Annotated in this window: 19 protein-coding genes, 1 tRNA gene and 1 pseudogene; 3 read left to right on the forward strand and 18 right to left on the reverse strand. The window is 39.9% G+C overall.

Annotated features, from left to right (window positions below):
• Positions 1-109: 109 nt before the first annotated feature.
• The 10 genes from B2008_RS02585 to B2008_RS02630 form a co-directional block, all read right to left on the reverse strand.
• Positions 110-1,051, reverse strand: a complete 942-nt coding sequence (locus B2008_RS02585) for an ABC transporter ATP-binding protein (protein ID WP_281828936.1) — start codon at positions 1,049-1,051, stop codon at positions 110-112.
• A 22-nt stretch (positions 1,052-1,073) separates the two neighbouring features.
• Entirely contained in the window at positions 1,074-2,126 is a 1,053-nt protein-coding gene (locus B2008_RS02590; RefSeq protein ID WP_281828934.1) for an ABC transporter ATP-binding protein, read from the reverse strand.
• 15 nt (positions 2,127-2,141) lie between these two features.
• Positions 2,142-3,173 carry an ABC transporter permease gene (locus B2008_RS02595; protein ID WP_281828933.1) on the reverse strand — a complete coding sequence of 344 codons (1,032 nt, stop codon included), beginning with the start codon at positions 3,171-3,173 and terminating at the stop codon, positions 2,142-2,144.
• 6 nt (positions 3,174-3,179) lie between these two features.
• Entirely contained in the window at positions 3,180-4,109 is a 930-nt protein-coding gene (gene opp3b, locus B2008_RS02600; RefSeq protein ID WP_281828932.1) for an oligopeptide ABC transporter permease, read from the reverse strand.
• 179 nt (positions 4,110-4,288) lie between these two features.
• Positions 4,289-5,431: an IMP dehydrogenase gene (gene guaB / locus B2008_RS02605; protein WP_281828931.1), complete on the reverse strand. Its 1,143-nt coding sequence runs from the start codon at positions 5,429-5,431 to the stop codon at positions 4,289-4,291.
• A 177-nt stretch (positions 5,432-5,608) separates the two neighbouring features.
• On the reverse strand, positions 5,609-7,246 hold the full coding sequence (locus B2008_RS02610) for a peptide ABC transporter substrate-binding protein (protein WP_281828929.1): 1,638 nt from the start codon (positions 7,244-7,246) through the stop codon (positions 5,609-5,611).
• 76 nt (positions 7,247-7,322) lie between these two features.
• The gene (locus tag B2008_RS02615) at positions 7,323-8,954 is read right to left on the reverse strand and encodes a peptide ABC transporter substrate-binding protein (protein ID WP_281828927.1); all 1,632 of its coding nucleotides are present in this window, start codon (positions 8,952-8,954) and stop codon (positions 7,323-7,325) included.
• Positions 8,955-9,124: 170 nt separating this feature from the next.
• Positions 9,125-9,778 carry an HD domain-containing protein gene (locus B2008_RS02620; protein ID WP_281828926.1) on the reverse strand — a complete coding sequence of 218 codons (654 nt, stop codon included), beginning with the start codon at positions 9,776-9,778 and terminating at the stop codon, positions 9,125-9,127.
• Between the two features lie 72 nt (positions 9,779-9,850).
• Positions 9,851-11,164, reverse strand: coding sequence for a C1 family peptidase (locus B2008_RS02625; RefSeq protein WP_281828925.1), 1,314 nt, complete (start codon positions 11,162-11,164; stop codon positions 9,851-9,853).
• A gap of 79 nt (positions 11,165-11,243) precedes the next feature.
• Positions 11,244-11,316: transfer RNA gene (locus tag B2008_RS02630), tRNA-Thr, on the reverse strand.
• A gap of 130 nt (positions 11,317-11,446) precedes the next feature.
• On the opposite strand from B2008_RS02630, the gene B2008_RS02635 reads away from it, so the two are divergent.
• A complete protein-coding gene (locus tag B2008_RS02635; RefSeq protein ID WP_281828924.1) occupies positions 11,447-11,935 on the forward strand; it encodes a prenyltransferase in 489 nt (162 codons plus the stop codon).
• Between the two features lie 55 nt (positions 11,936-11,990).
• Here B2008_RS02635 and tyrS read toward each other — a convergent pair whose 3' ends face one another.
• From tyrS to B2008_RS02675, 8 genes are all read right to left on the reverse strand, one after another.
• Positions 11,991-13,253, reverse strand: coding sequence for a tyrosine--tRNA ligase (gene tyrS / locus B2008_RS02640; RefSeq protein ID WP_281828923.1), 1,263 nt, complete (start codon positions 13,251-13,253; stop codon positions 11,991-11,993).
• A gap of 255 nt (positions 13,254-13,508) precedes the next feature.
• Entirely contained in the window at positions 13,509-13,862 is a 354-nt protein-coding gene (locus B2008_RS02645; RefSeq protein WP_281828921.1) for an acyltransferase family protein, read from the reverse strand.
• Between the two features lie 71 nt (positions 13,863-13,933).
• Positions 13,934-16,915 carry an LTA synthase family protein gene (locus tag B2008_RS02650; RefSeq protein WP_281828919.1) on the reverse strand — a complete coding sequence of 994 codons (2,982 nt, stop codon included), beginning with the start codon at positions 16,913-16,915 and terminating at the stop codon, positions 13,934-13,936.
• Positions 16,916-16,951: 36 nt separating this feature from the next.
• Positions 16,952-17,566 (reverse strand): glycerol-3-phosphate acyltransferase, encoded by a 615-nt coding sequence (locus B2008_RS02655; RefSeq protein WP_281828918.1) that lies wholly within the window; start codon positions 17,564-17,566, stop codon positions 16,952-16,954.
• A complete protein-coding gene (locus B2008_RS02660) occupies positions 17,566-18,705 on the reverse strand; it encodes an LCP family protein (RefSeq protein ID WP_281828917.1) in 1,140 nt (379 codons plus the stop codon). The genes B2008_RS02655 and B2008_RS02660 overlap by 1 nt, the downstream gene beginning before the upstream one ends.
• Before the next feature lie 101 nt (positions 18,706-18,806).
• Positions 18,807-19,367: an aldose epimerase gene (locus B2008_RS02665; RefSeq protein WP_281828915.1), complete on the reverse strand. Its 561-nt coding sequence runs from the start codon at positions 19,365-19,367 to the stop codon at positions 18,807-18,809.
• 218 nt (positions 19,368-19,585) lie between these two features.
• On the reverse strand, positions 19,586-19,873 hold the full coding sequence (locus tag B2008_RS02670) for a type II toxin-antitoxin system HicB family antitoxin (RefSeq protein ID WP_006351999.1): 288 nt from the start codon (positions 19,871-19,873) through the stop codon (positions 19,586-19,588).
• Between the two features lie 120 nt (positions 19,874-19,993).
• Positions 19,994-20,686, reverse strand: coding sequence for a 2,3-diphosphoglycerate-dependent phosphoglycerate mutase (locus B2008_RS02675; RefSeq protein WP_006352000.1), 693 nt, complete (start codon positions 20,684-20,686; stop codon positions 19,994-19,996).
• A 181-nt stretch (positions 20,687-20,867) separates the two neighbouring features.
• Here B2008_RS02675 and B2008_RS02680 point away from each other — a divergent pair, with 181 nt between their 5' ends.
• The gene (locus B2008_RS02680) at positions 20,868-21,632 is read left to right on the forward strand and encodes a hypothetical protein (protein ID WP_281828913.1); all 765 of its coding nucleotides are present in this window, start codon (positions 20,868-20,870) and stop codon (positions 21,630-21,632) included.
• Between the two features lie 48 nt (positions 21,633-21,680).
• Positions 21,681-22,493 (forward strand): annotated as a pseudogene (locus B2008_RS02690) (DUF6612 family protein).
• The last annotated feature ends 21 nt before the right edge of the window (positions 22,494-22,514 follow it).

The following is a 22,514-nucleotide window of genomic DNA, read 5'->3' on the forward strand; positions in this document are numbered from 1 at the left end:
ATCAAGATGTGTTCAACATCAAAAAACAAGTTTTTGTGTCCAAGGTTAGCTTGCTTGCTTCGCAATCAAGATGTGTTCAACATCAAAAAACAAGTTTTTGTGTTGAACATCATTCATAACTCTCCGCTACCTTTTGATAATGCTCTACCTCATCGTCACTGCATCTTACAAAGTGACCTGGGCGAATCTCGTGCATTGACCGCGGCTTGCCGTCCATTTCTTCTTTTTGAGCATCATAAGCGATTCTGTGCCGGTTTCTTTCAACCTCAGGATCAGGTACAGGCACAGCAGAAATTAAACTCTTAGTGTAGTCATGAAGCGGTTTGTCATAAACTGCATCTGCCGGACCAACTTCCAGCAATTTACCGAAGTGCATAACCCCAATTCGATCAGAAATAAACTTAACCATTGATAAATCGTGGGCAATAAACAAATAGGTCAAGCCATGCTTCTTCTGCAAATCGATCATCAAGTTAACAACTTGGGCCTGAATCGATACATCCAAAGCAGAAATTGGTTCATCAGCAACAATAAATTTTGGTTCTACTGCCAAAGCGCGAGCAATCCCAATTCTTTGTCTCTGACCACCAGAGAATTCGTGTGGAAAACGACTGGCGTGACTACGGTTTAAACCGACAGTTTCAAGCAGTTCTTCAACCTTTTCTCGACGTTCTTCCTTGTTTTTCACCAAATGGTGAATATCCAGCCCTTCAGCGATAATATCTTCAACCGTCATTCTAGGGTTAAGTGATGCATATGGATCCTGAAAAATCATTTGGGCATCCCGCCGGAAGGCCAATTTTTCTTCACGACTCTTTAAATTCTCAACATTCTTGCCTTCAAAAATCACTTCACCAGCCGTTGGTTTATAAAGCTGCAAAATTGAACGTCCGGTCGTTGTTTTCCCTGAACCTGATTCACCTACCAAGCCAAAAGTTTCACCTTCATAGATATCAAAACTAACATCGTCAACAGCCTTGGTGATTACGCGACCATTTTTAAAGTATTGCTTTAAATGCTTCACTTGCAAAAGCTTTTTCTTTTCTGGCATAAATATCTCCTTTCAGCTGTTACTAGTTTTGCTCTACTTTATCTTGTTCTTGCATTAGCTTAAATTTCTTCCACCGTCTTTGAATTTCCAGAGGTGGTTCTACCTTCGGTGCCCCTGGCGCAAGCAGCCAAGTAGCAGCATAATGCGTATCTGATACCTTAAAGAAAGGTGGTTTACGCTGTACGTCAATCTTCATTGCATATTTGTTTCTTGGAGCGAATGGATCGCCTTTTGGCGGATCAAGCAGATCTGGTGGCGTACCTGGAATTGATTCCAAAGTGTTGCTTTCCAAAGTAGGCATTGAGTTAATCAGGCCCCAAGTATATGGGTGCTGTGGGTTATAAAAGATTTCATCAACCGTGCCATACTCCATGAATTCACCGGCATACATAACGGCAACGCGATCGGCCATTCCGGCAACTACGCCCAAGTCGTGCGTTATGAAAATAATAGAAGTTTTAACCCGCTTTTGCAGACTATTCATCAAGTCCAAAATTTCGGCCTGTACCGTTACGTCCAAAGCAGTTGTTGGTTCATCTGCCAGCAGAATCTCAGGTTCACAGATCAGTGCAATCGCAATCACGATTCTCTGCCGCATCCCACCTGAAAATTGGTGCGGATATTCATTGATTCTTTCTTCGGCATTTGGAATACCTACGGCCTTCATCATTTCCAAGGCTTTGGCCCAAGCTTCCTTCTTTGAAGCTCCCTTATGTTTGATCAAAGGTTCCGCAATTTGTTGTCCAATTTTCATCGTTGGATCCAGTGAAGTCATCGGATCCTGGAAAATCATTGCAATTTCATTGCCACGAATCTTTTGCCATTCTTTTTCCGAAATATCCAGCAAATTTTTTCCATGGAAATCAATTTCGCCACCCATGATTTGCGCATTACGGGCAAGCAATCCGATAATCGAACGCGTAGTAACTGATTTTCCTGAACCTGATTCACCTACGATCGCTAACGTTTCACCTTCGTTTAAGTGGAAAGACACATTGCGAATTGCCTTAACTTCACCAGCATAGGTATGGAAGTCGATTTTCAAATTTTTAACATCTAAAATTCTCTTTGGCATTTAGCTTCTGCCTCCCTATCTTTGTCCCTTAGGATCGAACGCATCACGTAAGCCATCACCTAATAAGTTGAAAGCAATCATCAAAATACAAAGGACAATTGCTGGATACCACATTTGATATGACAAGAATTGGAAGTTCTTTTGACCTTCGTTAAGCAATACACCCAATGAAGTTTGAGGAGCTGTAATCCCAATTCCGATGAAGCTCAGGAATGCTTCGAAGAAGATGGCACTTGGAATGGTGTACATCGTCTGAATAATGATGATACTTGAAAGGTTAGGAATTAAGTGCTTAATCGCAATCTTCCAACCTGATTCACCTAATGAACGTGCTGCTAAAATATATTCTTCATTCTTTAAACTCAAGGTCTCCGCCCTGATCTGCCGGGCCATTGTTGTCCAACTAGAAATGGCAATTGCCAAGATAATTGAAGTAATACCTGGTTTTAAAACAATCAGCATCAAAACAACGATAATCAAATTAGGAACAGAGGAGATAATTTCAATAATCCGCTGCATGACGTTATCGACTCCTCCGCCTTTCCATCCGGAAATTATTCCGTACGCGACTCCGATCGTCAGATCGAAGAAGGCAGCTACCAGGGCAACGATCAGTGAAATCTTAGTACCGTAAATAATTCTTTGGCCCAATGAACGACCTAAGTAATCCGTTCCGGCTAAGAAATATTTATTCTTCGGCACATTGTTTTGGGCATAAGCATCAACCCATTGACCATTTTGTTTGATCTTGCCGTTCAAGCCATTAATGGCACTACAGCCTGGAACCTTAGCTGGCAAGTTGGCATATTGTGGATTGGATTTAACCAAAGTTGCCTTATTAATAAATGGCGTTGAGCCAAAAGCTATAACCACCATCAAAATAATTACAATTGCAGACAAAACCGCTGCTTTTCTTTGCTTGAATCTGATCCAAACGTTTTGACCAAATGAAAGTGCCGGACCCGCAATTTTTTCATTATCTTGAGCCTGACTCTTTGGTAATGGTTCAAAGGCATCTGGACTAAGTTTTAAATCTTTTTCATCCATAGATCATTAATTCTCGTTTCCAGCTAATCTAATTCTTGGGTCAATCAAGCCATAAACAATATCCGTGATCAGCAATACGATGACCAATCCGATACAGTAGACCATCGTAATTCCCATAATTGTTGGGTAATCATTCGTCAAAATTGACTTAACAAATTGTTCCCCGATTCCAGGAATATTGAAGATATTTTCAATAACCATTGAACCAGTCATCAAAGCTACCGCATATGGTCCAATTAAAGTAACCAGTGGAATAACTGAGTTACGCATTGCGTGCTTGCGGATAACTTCAATTCTGCTCAAACCTTTGGCCTTACCTAATTCAATATAGTCACTGCTTAAAGTATCAACCATGCTCGTTCTGATGAACCGCGCGGTTTCAGCTAATGGACCTACCGCCAAGGCGATGGTTGGCAAAATCGTTTCTGAGAATTGACCCCAGCCAGCGATTGGGAACCAACCTAATTTCAAACCGATGTAGTACTGCAGAAGAACTGCTAAAACAAAGTTAGGGACCGATTTACCAATAATTGCAAAAACAGTTGCTGTAGAATCAACCCATGTGCCTTGTCTCATTGCGGCAATTGCACCGATGATAACGCCCAAAACAACACCAAGAATTAAGGCTTGCAAACCTAATTGACAAGATGCACCTAGACGAGAGGCAATTAATGATGAAACTGGCTGGTTGCTGTATTGGAAGGATGTTCCAAAATCACCATGGAGCATTCCTCCGATATAAATGAGATATTGCAACCAAACAGGTTTATTCAAACCATATTGCTCATTCATAATTTTTAACTGTGTTGGCGTCATCTTTGCTTCATTAGCATATGGAGAACCTGGCATTAATTTCATTAAGAAAAAAGTTACCGTTGCTACAATAAACAAAGTGAGGAACATATATAAAATACGTTTTAATAAGTATTTAGCCATATTAACAGCTCCCTATTTTTGTTTTAATCTTCACATCATTTTTTAATGTTTGGTCTAATTATAGCAGAAAAATGGAAATTGTCTAAGAAAATAACATATTAATTAAAAAAATAAGAGAAAAGGATCAAATCCTTTTCTCTTATTGCTTGCTATATCTACTATTAGCTATTTTATTTAAATTACTTATAGTTAGGAGCTGCCTTAGTCATTTGCACATCGTGTGGGTGTGATTCACGCAAACCAGCATTGGTAATTTGAACAAATTGTGCCTTATCAATCAATTCGTTAATGTTTGCGGCACCACAGTAGCCCATGCCTGAACGAAGGCCACCATCGATTTGGAAGACAACATCGCTGACATCACCCTTGTATTCAACACGAGCTTCAACACCTTCAGGAACAAGCTTGTTGGCTTCGTTAACACCGCCTTGGAAGTAACGGTCGCTTGAACCATGAGCTTGAGCCATAGCACCAACTGAACCCATGCCACGGTAGCGCTTGTACTTCTTGCCGTTATCTTCAAAAATATCGCCAGGAGCTTCGGTAGTACCTGAAAGCATGCTTCCGAGCATTACGGCATTACCACCTGCTGCTAAAGCCTTAACAACGTCACCAGAGTACTTAATACCACCATCGGCAATAATTGGCTTGTGGTATTCACGAGCAGCCGTAGCTGCATCATAAATCGCGGTAATTTGCGGAACACCAACACCGGCGACGATTCTAGTGGTACAAATTGAGCCAGGTCCAATTCCGACTTTAACTACGTCAACACCAGCATCAAACAATGCGCGAGTAGCATCGCCAGTAGCAACGTTACCAGCAATTAAAGTTTGGTTTGGAAAATGTTCACGGAACTCTTTAATCTTGCGCAATACGCCAGCTGAGTGACCATGAGCCGTATCAATTACAATTGCGTCTGCACCTGCTTCTAGTAATGCTTCAGCTCTTTCAAAAGTATCACTGGTTACACCAACTGCAGCTGCACAGAGCAAACGATTTTGATCATCGACTGCGGCCTTTGTTGCGCCATTTGGTACAACTACGCTTTTAACATTAGCAACTTCTCCTGCTTGTGCTTGAATTGACATGTTCTTGTGAACAACGCCCAAGCCACCTTGCAGAGCCATTGCGATCGCCATTGCACCTTCAGTGACCGTATCCATCCCGGCACTGATCAGTGGAATGTTTAATTGTAAATTATTAGCTAACTTCGTACTTAAATCTACTTCATTTGGCAAAACATGACTTTCTGCTGGAATAAGCAAAACATCATCAAAAGTTAAACCTTTTTTGGCAAACTTTGTATCCCAATTTGACATCGAAACTGCTCTCCTTTTCTAAATAATTCATTATTAACTTAAATTAGCTATACTTTACTAGTTGAATATATTTTGGTCAAGTGCAAAAGAAAAGAAGCTAGAATATTTTTTCTAGCTTCTTATTTTATATAAAGAGAGGATATGTGTTTAATAAATTGGTAGGTTAAAAATTGTTGTTTATTTTGTAACATAAGCGGTCTTGAAGTCGTAGTTGGCACCTGCACCGTTGAAGACAACGTTCTTAACAGATGGACGAATCATCCAAGCGCTTGCTGCGTGGTAAAGTGGTGTTACACCTTGTTGTTCAATGATAATTTGTTCGGCTTTAGCTAAATCATTCCAACGTTGACTTGAGCTTGAAGTAGTCTTAGAAGCAGCAACCAACTTGTCGTATTGCTTGTTGGACCACTTTTGCCAGTTGTATGAGTTGTTGGTAGTGTTCATGTCAAGGAATGAAATTGGGTCGTTGAAGTCAGCTTGCCAGCCCGTTAAGAAGATCTCAAAGTTGCCGGCAACCCCACGACTCAAAGCAGATTTCTTAGGCATGCTTGAAATGTTAATAGTTAAGCCCTTTAAGTTTTCTTCAAGGTTGCTTTGAATTGATTCAGCTGCCTTCTTAGAAGCATCATCATCGTAGCAAAGGATTGTGTATGAAAGCTTGCTCTTGCCTAATTCCTTCAAAGCCTTCTTGAAGTAGGCCTTGGCTTTAGTCGGATTGTATGTGCAAAGAGCCTTGGTTTGAGAATTTTGAACCAAATCAGTGTAGTCCTTGCCATTAACAATCGTCATGCCAGGTGCAGATAAAGTAGTGGCTGGCTTATTTGCGCCACCAACAGCGCTAGCTAAGCCTTTACGGTCAATTGCCATTGAAATTGCCTTACGTAAGTTAAGATTCTTTAAGCCATTGTTCTTGGCTTGATTGATTTCAAGGTATTGTGTTGATGAAGTTTGACGAACAGTGTAGCCGCTTTGTCCTTTCAAAGTCTTAGCTGCTTGGGCACTAAGAATAGCGGCATCAAGCTTGCCAGCTTGGTATAAGTTGTAGTCGGTTGAAGGAGTCTTTTGAACACTGTAGTTAATCGTTTGCAGTTTAACAGCCTTCTTGTCCCAGTAATTCTTGTTCTTAACCAATTTCCAGGTTAAGTTGGTACCAGTCCAGCCCTTTTGAACAAATGGACCATCATAAACCATGTATTTAGAAGCTGTACCATACTTCTTGCCAAACTTCTTAACCGCTTTTTCATTTTCAGGTGCAAATAATGGGAAGCCCATCAGCAGCTTGAAGTATGGAATTCTTCTATCCAAAGTAACCTTAACTTTGTAATTGCCTTCGGCTTGAATGCCTAAAGTATTGGCTGACTTCTTACCAGCTATGATAGCGTCAGCATTTTTAATGCCTGAGAACAAGTATGAATATTGTGAATTGGTCTTTGGGTTAACCGTTCTGCGCCATGAATATACGAAATCCTTGGCGGTTACAGGATCACCATTGGACCACTTAGCATTCTTTCTCAAAGTGAAAATCCATGTTTTACCATCCTTTGAGACTGTAGTCTTAGTGGCAATTCCGGGTTCAATCTTTGAATTTTTACCCAAACGATAGAAACCTTCCATCGTGTTGTTCAATTGGTTAAAACTAGTTGAGTCGGTAACAACTGATTGGTCCATCCCTTCAATTTCAGATATTTCCATCCAAGAAATTGTTTGTTTAGCACTAGTAGATGAACTTGAACCACTTGAACAGGCTGTCAGTGCCAGCGCACATGCTCCAACAGCAAGACCTGCTGCAAGCCATCGTTTCCAATTTAATTTCATAACTTAATACACTTTCTAATCAAAAAGAGATAGCCAACTGCTGCAGCTATCTCTTTTTGACTCAGCAGCTCCTATATTATTTGCTACTTGAAACATATGCTTCCTTGAAGTTGTAGTTAGCACCAGCGGCGTTGTAGATCAAGCCCTTGATGTTTGGACGAATCAACCAAGCTGTAGTTTGGTAGTACAAAGGAGTAATACCTTGATCCTTCAGCAAGATCTTTTCTGCCTTTACAAGGTCGTTATAACGTTCTTCGCTGTTGCTTGTAGTCTTAGAAGCGGCAATTAACTTATCGTATTCGCTGTTCTTCCACTTACCGTTGTTGTTTGGGTTGTTGGTAGTGAACAAATCGTCAAATGAAATTGGATCGGCGAAGTCTGCACCCCAACCACTAACAACGATATCGAAGTTGCCGGAAGTTGAACGGCTCAAACGAGTCTTGAATGGAAGGTTTTGAACACTGATCTTAATGCCTTTTAAGTTTTCTTCAATTTCACTTTGAAGAGTTTCAGTGGTCTTTTCACCAGCATCGGTATCATCAGACAAAATCGTTAAGGATACGCTCTTCACACCTAATTCTTTAAGTGCTTTCTTGTAAAGCTTCTTAGCTTCAGCTGGATCGTACTTACTGTATTGAGTGTCCTTAGCCTTAGTAGCAAAGTCTTGACCTTCAACTTTGGTAAGACCTGCAGCTGTTAATGAACTTGCTGGCTTGTTAGCACCACCTAAGGCACTAGTTAAAGCTTTTCTGTTAATTGCAAGAGAGATAGCACGACGTAAGTTTGCATTCTTTAAATTCTTATTCTTAGCTTCGTTGTATTGTAAGTAGAAAGTACTTGCACCTGGACGAAGGGTAAAGCCTTTTTGGTTCTTCAAGTTCTTGGTTTCTGAAGCATCCAATGCCACGGCATCAATCTTGCCAGCTTGGTACAAGTTGTAAGCAGTTGATGGCGTCTTTTGAACACTGTAGTTAATGGTGTTCAACTTAACGTGCTTCTTATCCCAGTAATCTGGGTTCTTCTTTAAGCTCCATGAAAGGTTTGAGCCAGTCCAACCGGTTTGCTTAAATGGTCCATCGTAAACCATGTACTTAGAAGCTGTACCGTATTTAGAACCGTACTTTTCTACTGCCTTTTCTTGTTGTGGGAAGAATAATGGGAAGCCCATCAACAACTTAAAGTATGGAATTCGCTTGTCCAAAGTGACGACCAACTTGTAGTTGCCTTCAGCCTTAATACCCAAGCTATTCACTGAGGCCTTGCCGGCACTAATCTTGGTAGCGTTGTGAATTCCTTCAAACAAGTAAGCGTATTGAGAAGCAGTCTTTGGATTAATTGTTCTGCGCCAGGAATAAACAAAATCCTTAGCGGTTACAGCTGAACCGTCTGACCATTTGGCCTTCCGCAAAGTAAAGGTCCAAGTCTTACCATCTTTAGAAACTGTTGTCTTAGTTGCCAAACCCGGTTCAACTTTGGAATCTTTGCCCAAACGGTAAAGACCTTCCATAACGTTGTTCAATTGGTTAAAACTGGTTACATCGGTAGCCTTCGACAAATCCATTGTTGGGATTTCAGCACTTTCTTCCCAGTTAATGGTTTGCTTAGCTGAAGATGAAGAGTTGCTACTTGAGGATGAACCACAGGCCGCAAGTGCTACAGCTGAGGCCAAAACAGTGGCTCCTGCTGCCAATACTCTTGTAAATTTCATATAACCGACTCCTCTCAAAATGATAAATTTAATAAAATTTATTAACTTAATTATCAGTATACCCAGCTATTTATTAAAATGCAATAAGTATTTTTAATTTTATTTTTATTATGATATGCAAAAAGGCCGGATAGCATTGCTATACCGGTCTTTATCAAGATTAAATTAAATTAAACATTCCACTCTAACATGAATTCTTTGACAAATTCACGCATAAAATTCGTCCGTTTTTCGGCTTCTTTTCGGCCACCTTCGGTGTTCATGAGGTCAGTTAAATGAAAAAGTTTCTCATAAAAGTGATTAATCGTTGTCTCCTCATGTTGGCGGTACTGGTCATGACTAACCAGCTTTTGCGGCTTGATCCTCGGATCATAGATTAAATTGCCATGTTTTCCACCATAAGTAAACGCCCGTGCAATCCCAATTGCACCCAGGCTTTCCAAACGATCAGCATCTTGCACATATTGTCCTGTTAGCGGCAAATGATAATGATGACCGATATTTTGAGAAAAAGACAAATGCTGGATTGAAAACAAAATATCTTCTGTTTCAAGTTCAGTAAAGCCAACCTCCGGCAATAATTTTTTAATTTTGGCAATCACCGCTACCGGATCGACGCAAATCTTTTCATCGATCGTATCATGCAGGTAGCCGCCCGTGCGAATAATTGCTACTACTCGGCTGTCAGCGTGAGCTGAGGCATGATCGCTGAGATACATTCTAGAAGCAAGATCTGCTACTCGTTTGCCATGATAAAAATCATGTCCTGTACGCTCATCTGCCAGTTGCTGCTGCGTAAAAGCGATAATTTTGCTTAAATCCATAACTTCACTTTTTCCAATTACTCACGTAATCAAGAATAGTTGCACTAAGCAAACAAAGCCTGCAAGTGCAACTTATCCCATACTGTCCCAACATGGAACTGGCGTTGCCTTGCCTTCAGCTAATTCCACTAGCTTCTTTGGCAAATACTTCTTCTTAACGACAACTTTGAACAAGTATTCATCAAACCAATCATCGCTCATCACGAAGTAGCCATTCTTGCCGACCTTATCGCCCCAAGAATTTTCTACCTTCCATTGGCGCGGCTTGCCATTAACAACGTCAACGCCCACCAAAGTCATTGCATGCGTTGAGCCGCTGGCACCAGTCAACAAGCGTTCTTTCTTATCCAACTTGGTTTCAATATTAAAAAGCGTATCAATTTGATGCAGGTTTTTGACCATCAATCCTTTTTGCCGGTCGCTTTCCTTGCCGACATCACAGCCAAACCAAATAGTTTTGCCTGCTTCAAGCTGCTTGATTGCTGCTTGCTTTAAATTATCGATTTCCGTATTCAAAAATTGAATTGGCGTTCCGCCTTCCACATTGTCCTCAAATGGCAAGGCATAAAGCTTATCAAATTCATGATCTGGTGCGTTAAACAATACAACATATTCATCAAGATCATCTTCAAAATACTTGTGGAAGAAATCGAGCGGCGTCAAATTCTGATCTAATTGATATTTGTTGTCATCATCGCGATATTCCAAATCAAATTTTTGCGTTGGCTCACCAAAGGCAATCACTGTCATCCGGTAAACTTCGTTCAAAAATTCTTTCCGCTTCTTTTCGATCTCATCTTGATCACCCTTTTGGGCAAGTTCACGCAAAACAAGACCGTCTTCGCGCAGCTTCATGTTCAAAGCTTGATTGAAAGCAGCCGTGTTATTAGCCGTAAAGCTTTCGCCATAAGCATAATCTGGTACCAAACCATATTTTCTAATCAAAGAAACAGCCATGTGCCATTGACCACCATCGGTGTCTGGTCCTTGCAAATAAAAATGAACCGTTCGATCATCTACTGGCTTATCAGCAGTTTCCAAAATATGATCAAAATAAATGTTGGCGCGTTCAATTCTGTCCCAGAAGAACAAGTATGCTTGAGAAAAGACAAAATTCTTAGCATGGTACTTCTTAGCGAATTGATGACGCATCACATTCAATGCTGCAAACAGCCAGCAGCGTCCTGACTGCTTCTGGTTGGTTACTGCATCAGTTGGAATTTCAATTGAAAAAGTCCGATTGATGTCTCGCACAGCTTCAGTATTAAAGCTGGCTTGTTGAACACCATTAGTAACTGTTGCCATTTCAGCTACTTGATTGCGGGCGTCTGCTTGATAATTCTTTTGAAAATCAGCAATTTCGTCAAAAGTAAGTTTATGAGTCATTGTGCATCCCTTCTTTATTGCATCTCTAATCTTTTGCTTTTAATTTTATATCTCTTTATCATTCAAGCCAAATATAAAAAGCTGCTTCCCAGATTTGAACTGGGGACCTCCTCCTTACCACGGCGGTGCTCTACCTCCTGAGCTAAAGCAGCATAAAAGCGTTTTTGATAAAGACTATATCTATAGTTTAAAATATAAAATGAATGGAGGGTAGAGAAAAATGAATTTTAAACAATATGATCACCGGTATTAATCATACTATGGATTACATCACGGCAAAAGATGAAAAAAACCAAGCGCAACAGTCCGATTGAAGCTGAACACATTTCATTGTGGGTTGCATGGACCTATATCGTTGTTTTAATGACAATCGCCTGCGCTGGTGGGCTTTGGCTTTGCTTTAGAACAAACTGGATGGTGTTCTTCATTGGAGGCGCGATTTTGGCCAACAATATTGCTGACCATGATCGTGATAAGATCAATGGTCGGGCAACTATGCCGATTGTCTTTGGAATTAAAAAAGCGGTCAACTTCTATTACTTCTTGGAATACATGCCGTACGTCGCAATTATTTTAAGTGTGATTTTCCGCTTTGCCCCAATTTGTACAATTTTAACTTTGGGAACTTTCCCTTGGGTTAAAAAGAATGTTGACAAATTCGTCGCCAACCCGGATAAGCAAAAGACTTTTATGACTTCGATTTTCAACTTCCATATCGTGGTTGCTACCGAAATCGTTACGATGTTCATCGGCTTCTTGCTTCACTTCTAAATTTTAGGCAAAAAAATAAGCTATCACTTACGATAGCTTATTTTTTATGCTCTTTTTATTTAACGTAAACTAAAGTGTACTTTCTCTTACCTTTACGGATGATGACGTATTTGCCCTCGAAAGCACTAGCTGGATCAACATCGAATTCCAAATCTTGTTCACGATCACCGTTAACGTAAATCGCACCATTCTTGACATCTTCACGCGCTTGACGCTTAGATGGTTCAATCTTGGTATCAACTAAGAAGTCAACGATGTTCTTTGCCTTAGCATCGGTTTCAGCACTAGGAGCTGACTTCAAACCTTGTTCAATTTGCTTAACTGACAAATCTTTAATATTGCCTGAGAACAAAGCATCAGTAATCATTTGTGCTTCTTTTAAGCCATCTTCACCGTGGACAAACTTAGTAACTTCTTCAGCCAACTTCTTTTGAGCAGCCCGCTTCCAAGGTTCTTTCTTGGTCTTTTCAGCCAAATCTTCAATTTCTTCACGTGACAAGAAAGTGAAGTATTTCAAGTATTTAACTACATCACGGTCATCTTGGTTAATCCAGAATTGGTAGAATTCGTAAGGACTGGTCTTTTCTGGATCAAGCCAAACAGCACCACCAGCAGATTTGCCGAATTTGGTACCATCAGCCTTAAGCATCAATGGAATAGTCAAACCAAAGGCTGGACGATCTGCACCTTCAAGCTTGTGAATCAAATCGATGCCGGCAGTGATATTGCCCCACTGGTCACTACCACCGATTTCGAGTTGAACGCCGTTATCCTTGTTTAAGTGGTAGAAGTCGATGGCTTGCAAAATTTGGTAGGTAAATTCAGTAAAGGAAATTCCGTTTTCAAGACGGCTGGCAACAACATCCTTGTTAAGCATGTTGTTAACTTGGAAGTATTTACCATAATCACGCAAGAAGTCGATTAAGTTAAGCTTTCCTAACCATGCCTTGTTGTTGACGATTTCGAAGTTTTCAGTACCAAATAAACGCTTCATTTGGTCAGTCAAGCATTTTTCATTATGTTCAACTTGAGCGGCAGTTTGAAGGACACGTTCAGTCTTACGACCAGATGGGTCACCGATTGCACCAGTACCACCACCGATTAAAATTACTGGGTGGTAGCCAGCCATTTGGAATCTCTTCAAAATCATAAATGGAATCAAGTGTCCAATGTGAAGAGAATCACCGGTTGGGTCAGTTCCGCAGTATAGAGCTACGTCATCATGTTCAGCTAAGTACTTGCGCAAGCCTTTTTCATCAGTTTGTTGGTTAATCGCACCGCGCCATTTTAAATCCTCTAAAATATCGAATTTTGCCATGTTTTTCCTCCAATAAAAAACGCCCCTCGAAGATTTCTCTTCAAGGGACGACTAAACTTCATCATTAGCCGTGGTACCACCCACATTCGCGCTAAACAGCGCCTTAACAGTCTTTACGGGAACTACCCCATTTAGTATTTCGTCAAAAATGGCCTGTCTAGCTCACACCAACCGCTAGTTCTCTGAACGCTGAACCATCTTGCTACTTTGTTAATAATGATCTTACTTAGTTTTGGTCAAATAGTCAACCGCTTTTTACATAATGTGCTTATTAAACCATGGAATCTGCTGCACTAAGGCCATTACCAAGCCAGAAACAATAAAAATAATTGTTGCCAGACACGACACAAGCAAGAAACTATTAGTGAACAGACTTTTAAGCTGAAAATGATAATTCGGATTTAAAAACAGATCCCCAGAAATCATGGCAAAAAGCGGAACACTGCAGCGTGACAGCGAACCCCAAAAATTGAAACCCTGCCAAGGCGCTGAACTGATTTGCGCCAGACCATATGCTTTTTGACTTGAAACGTGGATCACGATTACCGCAATCGTCGCTAAGATTCTTAGCCAATCCAGATAATGAATCCTTCCCTTTGCTTTTTCCACTTTTTTTATTTTTCCTTTTTCAGAAAAAATACCACTAGTCTGCGGACTAGTGGTATTTCTTAAATTATTTTTTACTTGTAAAAACCACTGATGGATAAACCATAGGCGCTACCAGCAGTCATGTCGTATTGAACTAATTCGTAGTCTTTAAGAAGGGCTTGTTGTTCTGAAGTCAAAGTCTTTGGATCGACTTTCTTACCCTTTTGGTTAATCAATTCGAAGCCCTTGTCACCTTCGTAGTTGATGGTGATTTCAGGAAGCTTCTTATGAACTTCAGTCAAAAGTGCTTGGTAAGGAGTTACCTTTGAATTAGTCTGTTCAAGCATCATTGCAATGAAGTCACTCGTACTTACGTAGTCAGTATTTTGGGTCAACTTGCTCTTAGCACCGTGTTGACGAGCATACTTGTTGGAGTAGATGAAGTAACGAGTTGAGTGCATTTGAACAGGATATTTTGAAGTGTAGCTTTGTGACAAAATACTTGGGTAGTGGTCACCGTAGAAGACAACTGTAATTGGCTTCTTAATCTTATCGATTTGAGCAATAAACTTCTTCACTGCTTTATCAGTGTATTGCGTACCCTTAATGTAAGTTGCCATTTGTTGTTGAACGGCACCACTCTTGAACAAATCACCTGAAATCTTGCCCATGTATTCGTTCTTTGGATACCAGTTGTTGTATGGCATGTGGTTTTGGATTGCAATCAAGTTAATGAATTGACCGCCTGAGCGTGAATTAATTTGTTTCAAACCATTAGCATAAGTAGTGTAGTCAGAGTTGTATGTACTCTTGCCCAACTTTTTTTGGTCAATAATCTTGTACTTAGAACCTAAGTAAACAAACTTATTGAACTTAAACCGCTTGTAGTCTTCAATTCTTGAGTAGTAAGTACCGATGAATGGGTGAACAGCAGACTTGTAGCTAAAATTCATACCGATTGTTGGGTAGTACTTGTATCTTGGAACAACTTGAACATAAGGGGTCAAAGTTGTTCTGAAGAGTCCCATGTTAAGACCGGTCAAAGTTTCCCATTCCATGTTGGCAGTACCACCACCGTAACCAGCACTAAGCATGTTGCCGTAAGTAGCTCTGCTCTTCATTGATTGAATGAATTTAACCGGATTTGGTACGGATTTATCAATCTTGATCGTTGGGAATGTGTATGGGTCAACAAAACTTTCACTCAAGTTAAAGACAATTGTTTGACTGCTAATATTATTCTTTCTTGTCTTATTAATTTGAGCAGCGATTTTTTCATACTTCTTAGCCAATTTAGTCATTGTGCTCTTGGAGTAATCTGAAGGCTCGTTCATGATCTGCAAGTCAATGTAGTTCAGGAAGTTCAAAACAGGACCATTGATTTGAATATCACGTTCAGGGTTTCTAAATGATTGCTTGTTGTCAAAGCCACGGTTGATGTGGCAAATAATGTCACCGTCATGGTTAAAGCGAAGTGGAGTCAAGAGCAAAAGCAAACTGAGCAATGCCCAAATTCCTCTGTGCTTCCATGAACCCTTCTTCTTGATTGGATATTTAATTTCCAAGAAGACTGTCAACAAGACAACGATTAAAATTGCGATTCCGGCAACGATCAGAATTGTATTACCGATCATTGGAATCAAAGTCTTAAAGTTAGAAGCTTCAGCTAATTCACTTGGGTAGATTGGTTCACCACGAAGATTAAGCTTAACTTTGTTAGCAACAGCCCAGCCGATTGTAACTACACTGACCAGAATGGTTGAGGTCCAGTAACGGGTAGTAACAAAGTATAAGATTGAGAACATGGCATCAAGGAAGATTGTCGTCAAGATGATGGCGAAGAATCTCGTACCAAGCAAGAAGACAACCGCATTAACGTCTGAAGCTGTTGAAATTTGAATTCTTAAATTGTCTGATTCAATTAAGAAAGAGGCAAAACTCAAAACGTAGAACCAGCTCCAGGTCAAAAGCTGAACTCGGTGTTCAGTTGCCCAGCGAACAAGAGCTGACCAACTGTCTTGAAGAATTTCAATCAAGCTTGAACGACGGCTAATTTTGAGCAAAGTTCTTCTAAATGGTCTGATTCTGAAGAGGTATTTATCGTAAACCTTTGCCAGAAGCAGACAGACGATCATCATGATAATAATCATGATGATCTTGTTCAAACCTGCACTGTTAGTGAAATGAAATGATTTTAAAAGTCCCGCGGTAACAGGAGCATCCATGAAGGCAATTACTGGAATAAAGTAATGCATTTCACGGCTGGTAAACTTAACAATTACTCGTCTGAATACCAAGAAAACAGCAATTACCATCAAAGCCATCGCTGGTGAGGTTTGGTTATCCAGGAAGTATCTGTTCCAGGCGTTAAAGCTGCCTGTACGACCTGAAAGAAGCTGGTACCAGTAAACACCATCAAATCCAGGTACACCAATTAAAACGACGAAGAAAGAAACAATTCCGCCGAAGATTGTCCATCTAAAGGTTTTGCCACTGATTTCGGCATTTGCCAGGAACATCCCCCAAGCAAAATACAAAATCAAATAGATCCCATAAATGGAGTATTTAAAGATCATCGTCCCTGCACTTGTAGCAAAGCCAAGGATCGTCAATAAACAAAGTACTAATAAGTTTTGCTTAGGAGTCAATTTTTTCTGGAAGTCATATAAAAATGGCTGGACCAAAATACTGAAAATTAAGCCACTAAGTAAAACAGAAGTACTAGTGATAACTGGGAAAAATACACCCCACAGAAGCCACATATTGAAATTGCCTGGCAGTCTGAAGAAGTATACCAGATACAGTAAAACCAAAGTAACAACAGCTGAAAGCCAAAATCTAAAGCTTTCGGTTGGATGCACTTTTCGTTTGCTGTAAACTGCACCAAAGACCATTGATACAAGTATCATCGTGGCATTAGTAGCCATTGTTGGTACGAAGCTTAACACGCTGCCGAATGGGAAACGTCTTAAGGAACTGCTAAAGTCGAATATTTGCACCAACATAAAGAAAGTTGCCAGAAGCAAACAAATTGCTTGCCAAACTGTTAACGAATTCTTTTTTCTTTCATTCATCTTTCTAGTTCTAGTCCTTACTAATATAAAATCTTGCTACGCCTTAATACCTAATTTTCGCTTAAGTGTCCGCAAAATATCAACTTTTTTGCCGCGACCAGCAAAGAAATCAACGATATCTTTCCTAAACTTAAACGCCATAATTAATGTAATTAGCAAAAAGACGATTCCCGCCTCTAAGTTATGCAGCAGTTGGTAAATACTAAACAGCAGCATAAATACTAATGGCGGAATTGTTAAGTTTTGCATGACAGCTGTTAAAAACAAGGCAATCAGCAAAGTGATTAACCCAGCCTTCCAATCATACGCAACTGAAAGCAAAGCTGCAACCGCTACTCCCTTGCCGCCATGGAATTTATTCCAAAAGGGAAAGCAGTGCCCCAGAATAAGACCTAATCCGGTAAAAGCCAGATTAATCTTATCCGGGAAAAGAAAGTGGACAATTAACAATGCTATTCCTGTTTTCAGCAAATCGCCGATGCAGGTCATGATGCCCCATTTTTTACCAAAAACCGCGCCCATATTGGCAGTTCCAGGATTACCGGAACCGTACTTAGCAGGATCGATTTTTAGAAAAATACGACCAATGATCATCGCAAACAGGAAATTGCCAAAAACATAGCCAATTAGCGTTGACCACAGTTGCGCCATTAATTATCACCTTCTTCGGTGTAATCATCGTAAATGGTATAGTCCTGAGTCTTGGTACTGTTGAACTTGAAACCATTCTTGATGTTTTTCTTATTTTGATAAGTTTCATTGTTGCTGATGGTTTCTTTGGCTAAGCCCAATTCTGAACGGCAGTAGTCAGAAATTCGCTGCAGTTCATAAGTTGGCGGAACCTGATAGGAAGCACCATCAATATAAACGCCGACCCCATGCAGGTAGTCGCTCTTAACGATTTTAGCACAAGCACGGTAATTCAGCGCAATCGATTGCAATGCCGAGAAGGTTAAATTGGTCTTAACATTTCCAGAAAACGATGTCAAAATCGAATCCAGATTTGTTAGCGAACCAACAGAGATTGCCTTCTTAATTAAAGCAACAATTACCTGCCGTTGACGAGCTTGCCGGCCATAGTCACCTTGCGGATCATCATAACGCATCCGTGAATATGCTAGCGCGCCGGCACCACCCATGTGCGTCAATTGATTCTTTTTGAAAACATAGCCGCTGTATTCGAAGCTTAATTTTGGTCTAATATTAATCCCGCCAACGTAGTTAATCATTTTCATAATTCCGCCCATGTTGATAACGGCATAATATTTCACTGGCACATTGATTAACTTAGAAACAGTGGCCATCGCCATCTTGGCACCACCAATTGAATAGGCAGCATTGATCTTCTCAACCGTCAGCTTATTAGAACTGCTATCAGATGATGAAGAGCTGCTTGAACTAGGATTAACCATCTGTGCCATTGTATCACGCGGAATTGAAATCAAGCTGTAGCGCTTTTTCTGCGGATTAACAATTGCCAGGATAATCGTATCGGTCCGGCCGCGCTTTTCAGTTCGGTTAAGCGCACCAGTATCCGTTCCCATTAAAAGGACGGCGAACTTCTTTTTACCATTAAATTCACCCTTTTTAATTGAAACTTTGGTCTTAGAATCGTAAGTTTGATCAAATGCATTCTTGGTTTTGAAATAAACGTAGCCAAAATAAGCAAGTGCACCAACTGCTAATACAGCCACAATACTGATTATCCAAGCTAAAATATGATTCCTTTTATGATAATCGTTCGAGTATTTCTGAACTCGAGTATTTCCAGGTTTTTTGTTACTTTTCATCTCAAATACCTAATCATTAATTTTCAATGACGTTATTATAGCAAAAAAAGCAAGCAACTGCCGACCTGCTTTTCTATCTTATTAAAATCGTTATATTTTCGCTAAAGTGTAAGCGCTAATTTGAAAATTTGCTCGGTTTCGCCATCTAATTCTACATTATTAACGCTGCAATTAATCATATCGTCGTTTTGATGCAGCTTAAGATCGGTTGATTCAAGCGTCGCGGTATGATCAGCATCAGCCATCACGATCTTGCTGATGCTCTCGTCAGTTATCGGTGCCAATTGCGGCAAAGCCAAGTTTAAAGTAAAAGGCATTTTTTTGTTTGAATTATTCTTCAAATCAAAAGAAATATTTAATTGTGTTCCTTCAATTGAATAGGTAGTCATGATTTCAAAATGATATGGGAACTGCTTATAGCTTTCGGCTGAATCAATCAATGTCAGACTTACTCGCGCATCCCCTTTATCGACGACTGTCCATGGCAGCTTATTTGCCCAGTTGTTTTCGCGATCGATTTCCGGAAAGGAAATGATTGCTTTCCCTTGCTTTTCTCCGTTATCCAGATAATCGTAATTATCCTTTTTAGAAATTAGGTGGGCAATTCCTGCCCCATTCTCATTCACAGAGATTTGTAAGAGATAATTCTCGATTGTTTGCATTGTTATTCTCCCATTCTTTCAACTAGTATAATGTTTTAAAGTTTTCCTTAAGATTAAAAATTAATGGCAATTGTTTGCTATTTATAATATAATATAACTGTTTCAAAAAATAAGAAATAAAAAGTAATTAATTTTTGGAGCAAGTTGATAAAAAAAGGCACTTCCATTCGGGAATGCCTTTTTTTTGCGCTTTTTAAGAATCTACCAGTTGCTTAAAACTAAATTTCATAATCGATGCGGTCTTCACTAGCTTCGGTTAAGTCTGCAGCCACCTTAGCGACAAAAGAACCATCATCCGCTGTTTTTATTTCATTCATATCCGTTGGCTTTGGCAATTTTCGATGATTGTAAAGACGGCTTGCCAAAGTATCAGCTGCCATCTTCATTGCATCCTTTAAACCCTTTCCTTCGGTGATTGCACCTTTAACATCGGGAAAGCTGACAACATAAATATCATTACCAAGTGGTTTAAAAATTGCTGGATAAGTTACAATCTTGTGATTCAATTGACACGTCTCCCTTATCTTCGATATCTGTACATGTCTATGGTAACGCCAAAATTAAAAATAGGTACAAAAAAGTCCTCAATCAGAATGATTGAGGACTTTAATTTAAACAACTAAAAATTAGTCGTCAAGCTTTTCCTTCTTAACAACGTCTAAGTGTTCATCGAAGGTGTAAACTACTGGTTCACCAGTCTTCATTTCAAGGTTCATGATGTCATCATCAGAAATGTTTTCGATGTACTTAGTCAAAGCACGAAGTGAGTTACCGTGAGCTGCGATAATTACGTTCTTACCGTCAAGTAAGTCTGGAGCAATGTGATCTTCCCAGAATGGCATTACACGGTTTAAGCAAACGTGTAAGTTTTCGCATTTAGGAATGATGTGTGGGTCCAAATTTGCGTAACGACGGTCATGTGCTTGACTGAATTCGCTGTCATCATCAATAGCTGGTGGCAAAACATCGTATGAACGACGCCAAATGTGAACTTGTTCATCACCGTACTTTTCAGCAGTCTTCTTCTTGTTCAAACCTTGAAGAGCACCGTAGTGACGTTCGTTAAGTCTCCAGGTCTTAGTTTCTGGAATCCAAAGTTGGCCACTTTCTTCCAATGCGTAGTGCAAAGTCTTGATGGCACGAGTTAATAATGAAGTGTAAGCTTGGTCAAATTCAAGGCCGTGTTCCTTGATTAAACGACCAGCTTTTTTAGCTTCTTCAACACCCTTGTCTGAAAGGTTAACATCAACCCAACCAGTAAATTGGTTTGAAAGGTTCCATTCACTTTGTCCGTGACGGATCAATACTAATTTTGACATGAAATATCTCCTTTGAAAATTCAATGTTTCAACCATTATTTTACACGCTTCATTTAAAATTTCATAGGAATAAAGCAAAAAAAGCTTAAGAAAGTTGAAAATATTCTCGTGGTAGAATAAAAGACAGTTTTATGCGAATAAAATAAAAATTAATATATATATATAGAAGGGAAATTTAAAGATGAAAAAAACAAAAGTTTTCAGTCTAATTACAACGATCTTGCTGGCAATCCTGACATTAACTGCCTGCTCAAATAAAAAATCTACTACAACTCAGAGCAGCAAGCCGTCTGCCAAAACCATTTTAGCTAAAGCACAAACGACGAAGTTCAGCAGCCTGCATGCTACTTGGCTTCAAACTGATAAGAACAATCAAACTCTGCAAAAGGCAGAGGCAAGCTACCAAAAGAAGCCCCTGATTATCTACGCTGATTTCGCCACTAATTCCAACCATTACAAGATGTGGATCAACAGTAAACATAATTATGTCCAAATGCAGTGCACTTCTTCTAAACGCTGGTTCAAGACCAAGCTGGGCAAGGCTTCATCTTATGCCCAATTAACCGATGACTTGGCTCAGTCAGCCTTGATGACTTTCAGCAGCAACTCTGCCAAATTATTTAAAGTTAAAAAGGCCGCCAATGGTTACACTTTGACTTACAGCGGCAAGAATAAGACTTTATGGAGCGAAATTATTAAAAACAGCATGATCACTTCCGTGATCGGAATCGATACCAATAAAGTTAAACCAGGCAAGGTCAATGTTAAAATTGAAACTGATAAGAATTACAGTTTAACTGGCCTGACTATTGACGCTGCTTATAAGGAAAATAATTCTGAAAAGCACCTTAAGATGGTGATCGACAAGATCAACCAAGTTTCCAAAATGCAGATTCCTAGTTCAGTTACCAAGTCTGCTGTTGATCTTGGCAGCCTATCCAATTAAACTTAGGATAGTTAGTTTCTGATATTATAGGGAAGAAGTTATTTAAGAATGAAAATAAGAAAGTTATGGCTATTGCCCATCTTGCTTTTAGGGCTGGTTTTGGCCGGCTGCAGCAACAAGTCAAATACCAAAAAATCAGCAATTGCTTTGACTAAAACGCAAGTTGTCTAAAAAGCCAAGAAGTCTTTTAAGAGCGGACAAGTAATTCAATCCGTTCGTTTGGCTACCGATACTTCAACCCAGTTGGTTACTGCCAATACGATTTTCGGTGGCAATAACGGCACGATTTTCCACATCACCAACCAGACTACCAGCGAGGGCAAGACCCAAAGCACTGAAGAATGGGTCAACATGAACAATGTCTTCATCAACGGCAGCAGCACTTGGTACAAGGCTAAATTAGACAGTTTGAGTGGCCACAGCTACGCAGAATTGGTCAATGCAATTATGGACAACAAGTTGATTCTTGACCCAATTTCTAAGTTGGTGAAGGCTTATAAGATGACTCGCAAGGGCCAAACCTACACTTTAACTGCTAATTTAACTGATAAAACTTTGATGAAAAACGCAATCGAGCCAATCATTGCGACCGTCGGCCAAACTTCCGCTCAGGAATCTGTTTTCCGTCGAATCTTAAAATACGGCAAATTGAAGAACATGACCGTTAAGATGGTTGTTAAAAACAATAAATTATCAACCTTCAATGTCTTCGTAAACTTGAAGCTCGGCAAGTACATGACCGCCCGCTTTGGTCAAAGCTACGGCAACTTCGGCAGTCAAGACTTCTTGAAGGTGCCAACCAGCGCCCTTAATGCAAAGGCATTGCCAACAACCAAGAGCAGCAAGAAAAGTTCAAAATAAATAGGCTTACGCAAAAAGATC

The sequence above is a fragment of the Lactobacillus sp. UBA5813 genome (genome assembly GCF_002417895.1).
GTDB classification, from domain to species: domain Bacteria; phylum Bacillota; class Bacilli; order Lactobacillales; family Lactobacillaceae; genus Lactobacillus; species Lactobacillus amylolyticus.

Coding starts and splice junctions, on each gene's coding strand:
- B2008_RS02585 (WP_281828936.1), bottom strand. CDS start 1,051: ATGCCAGAAAAGAAAAAGCTTTTGCAAGTGAAGCATTTAAAGCAATAC.
- B2008_RS02590 (WP_281828934.1), bottom strand. CDS start 2,126: ATGCCAAAGAGAATTTTAGATGTTAAAAATTTGAAAATCGACTTCCAT.
- B2008_RS02595 (WP_281828933.1), bottom strand. CDS start 3,173: ATGGATGAAAAAGATTTAAAACTTAGTCCAGATGCCTTTGAACCATTA.
- opp3b (WP_281828932.1), bottom strand. CDS start 4,109: ATGGCTAAATACTTATTAAAACGTATTTTATATATGTTCCTCACTTTG.
- guaB (WP_281828931.1), bottom strand. CDS start 5,431: ATGTCAAATTGGGATACAAAGTTTGCCAAAAAAGGTTTAACTTTTGAT.
- B2008_RS02610 (WP_281828929.1), bottom strand. CDS start 7,246: ATGAAATTAAATTGGAAACGATGGCTTGCAGCAGGTCTTGCTGTTGGA.
- B2008_RS02615 (WP_281828927.1), bottom strand. CDS start 8,954: ATGAAATTTACAAGAGTATTGGCAGCAGGAGCCACTGTTTTGGCCTCA.
- B2008_RS02620 (WP_281828926.1), bottom strand. CDS start 9,778: ATGGATTTAAGCAAAATTATCGCTTTTACGCAGCAGCAACTGGCAGAT.
- B2008_RS02625 (WP_281828925.1), bottom strand. CDS start 11,164: ATGACTCATAAACTTACTTTTGACGAAATTGCTGATTTTCAAAAGAAT.
- B2008_RS02635 (WP_281828924.1), top strand. CDS start 11,447: ATGAAAAAAACCAAGCGCAACAGTCCGATTGAAGCTGAACACATTTCA.
- tyrS (WP_281828923.1), bottom strand. CDS start 13,253: ATGGCAAAATTCGATATTTTAGAGGATTTAAAATGGCGCGGTGCGATT.
- B2008_RS02650 (WP_281828919.1), bottom strand. CDS start 16,915: ATGAATGAAAGAAAAAAGAATTCGTTAACAGTTTGGCAAGCAATTTGT.
- B2008_RS02655 (WP_281828918.1), bottom strand. CDS start 17,566: ATGGCGCAACTGTGGTCAACGCTAATTGGCTATGTTTTTGGCAATTTC.
- B2008_RS02660 (WP_281828917.1), bottom strand. CDS start 18,705: ATGAAAAGTAACAAAAAACCTGGAAATACTCGAGTTCAGAAATACTCG.
- B2008_RS02665 (WP_281828915.1), bottom strand. CDS start 19,367: ATGCAAACAATCGAGAATTATCTCTTACAAATCTCTGTGAATGAGAAT.
- B2008_RS02675 (WP_006352000.1), bottom strand. CDS start 20,686: ATGTCAAAATTAGTATTGATCCGTCACGGACAAAGTGAATGGAACCTT.
- B2008_RS02680 (WP_281828913.1), top strand. CDS start 20,868: ATGAAAAAAACAAAAGTTTTCAGTCTAATTACAACGATCTTGCTGGCA.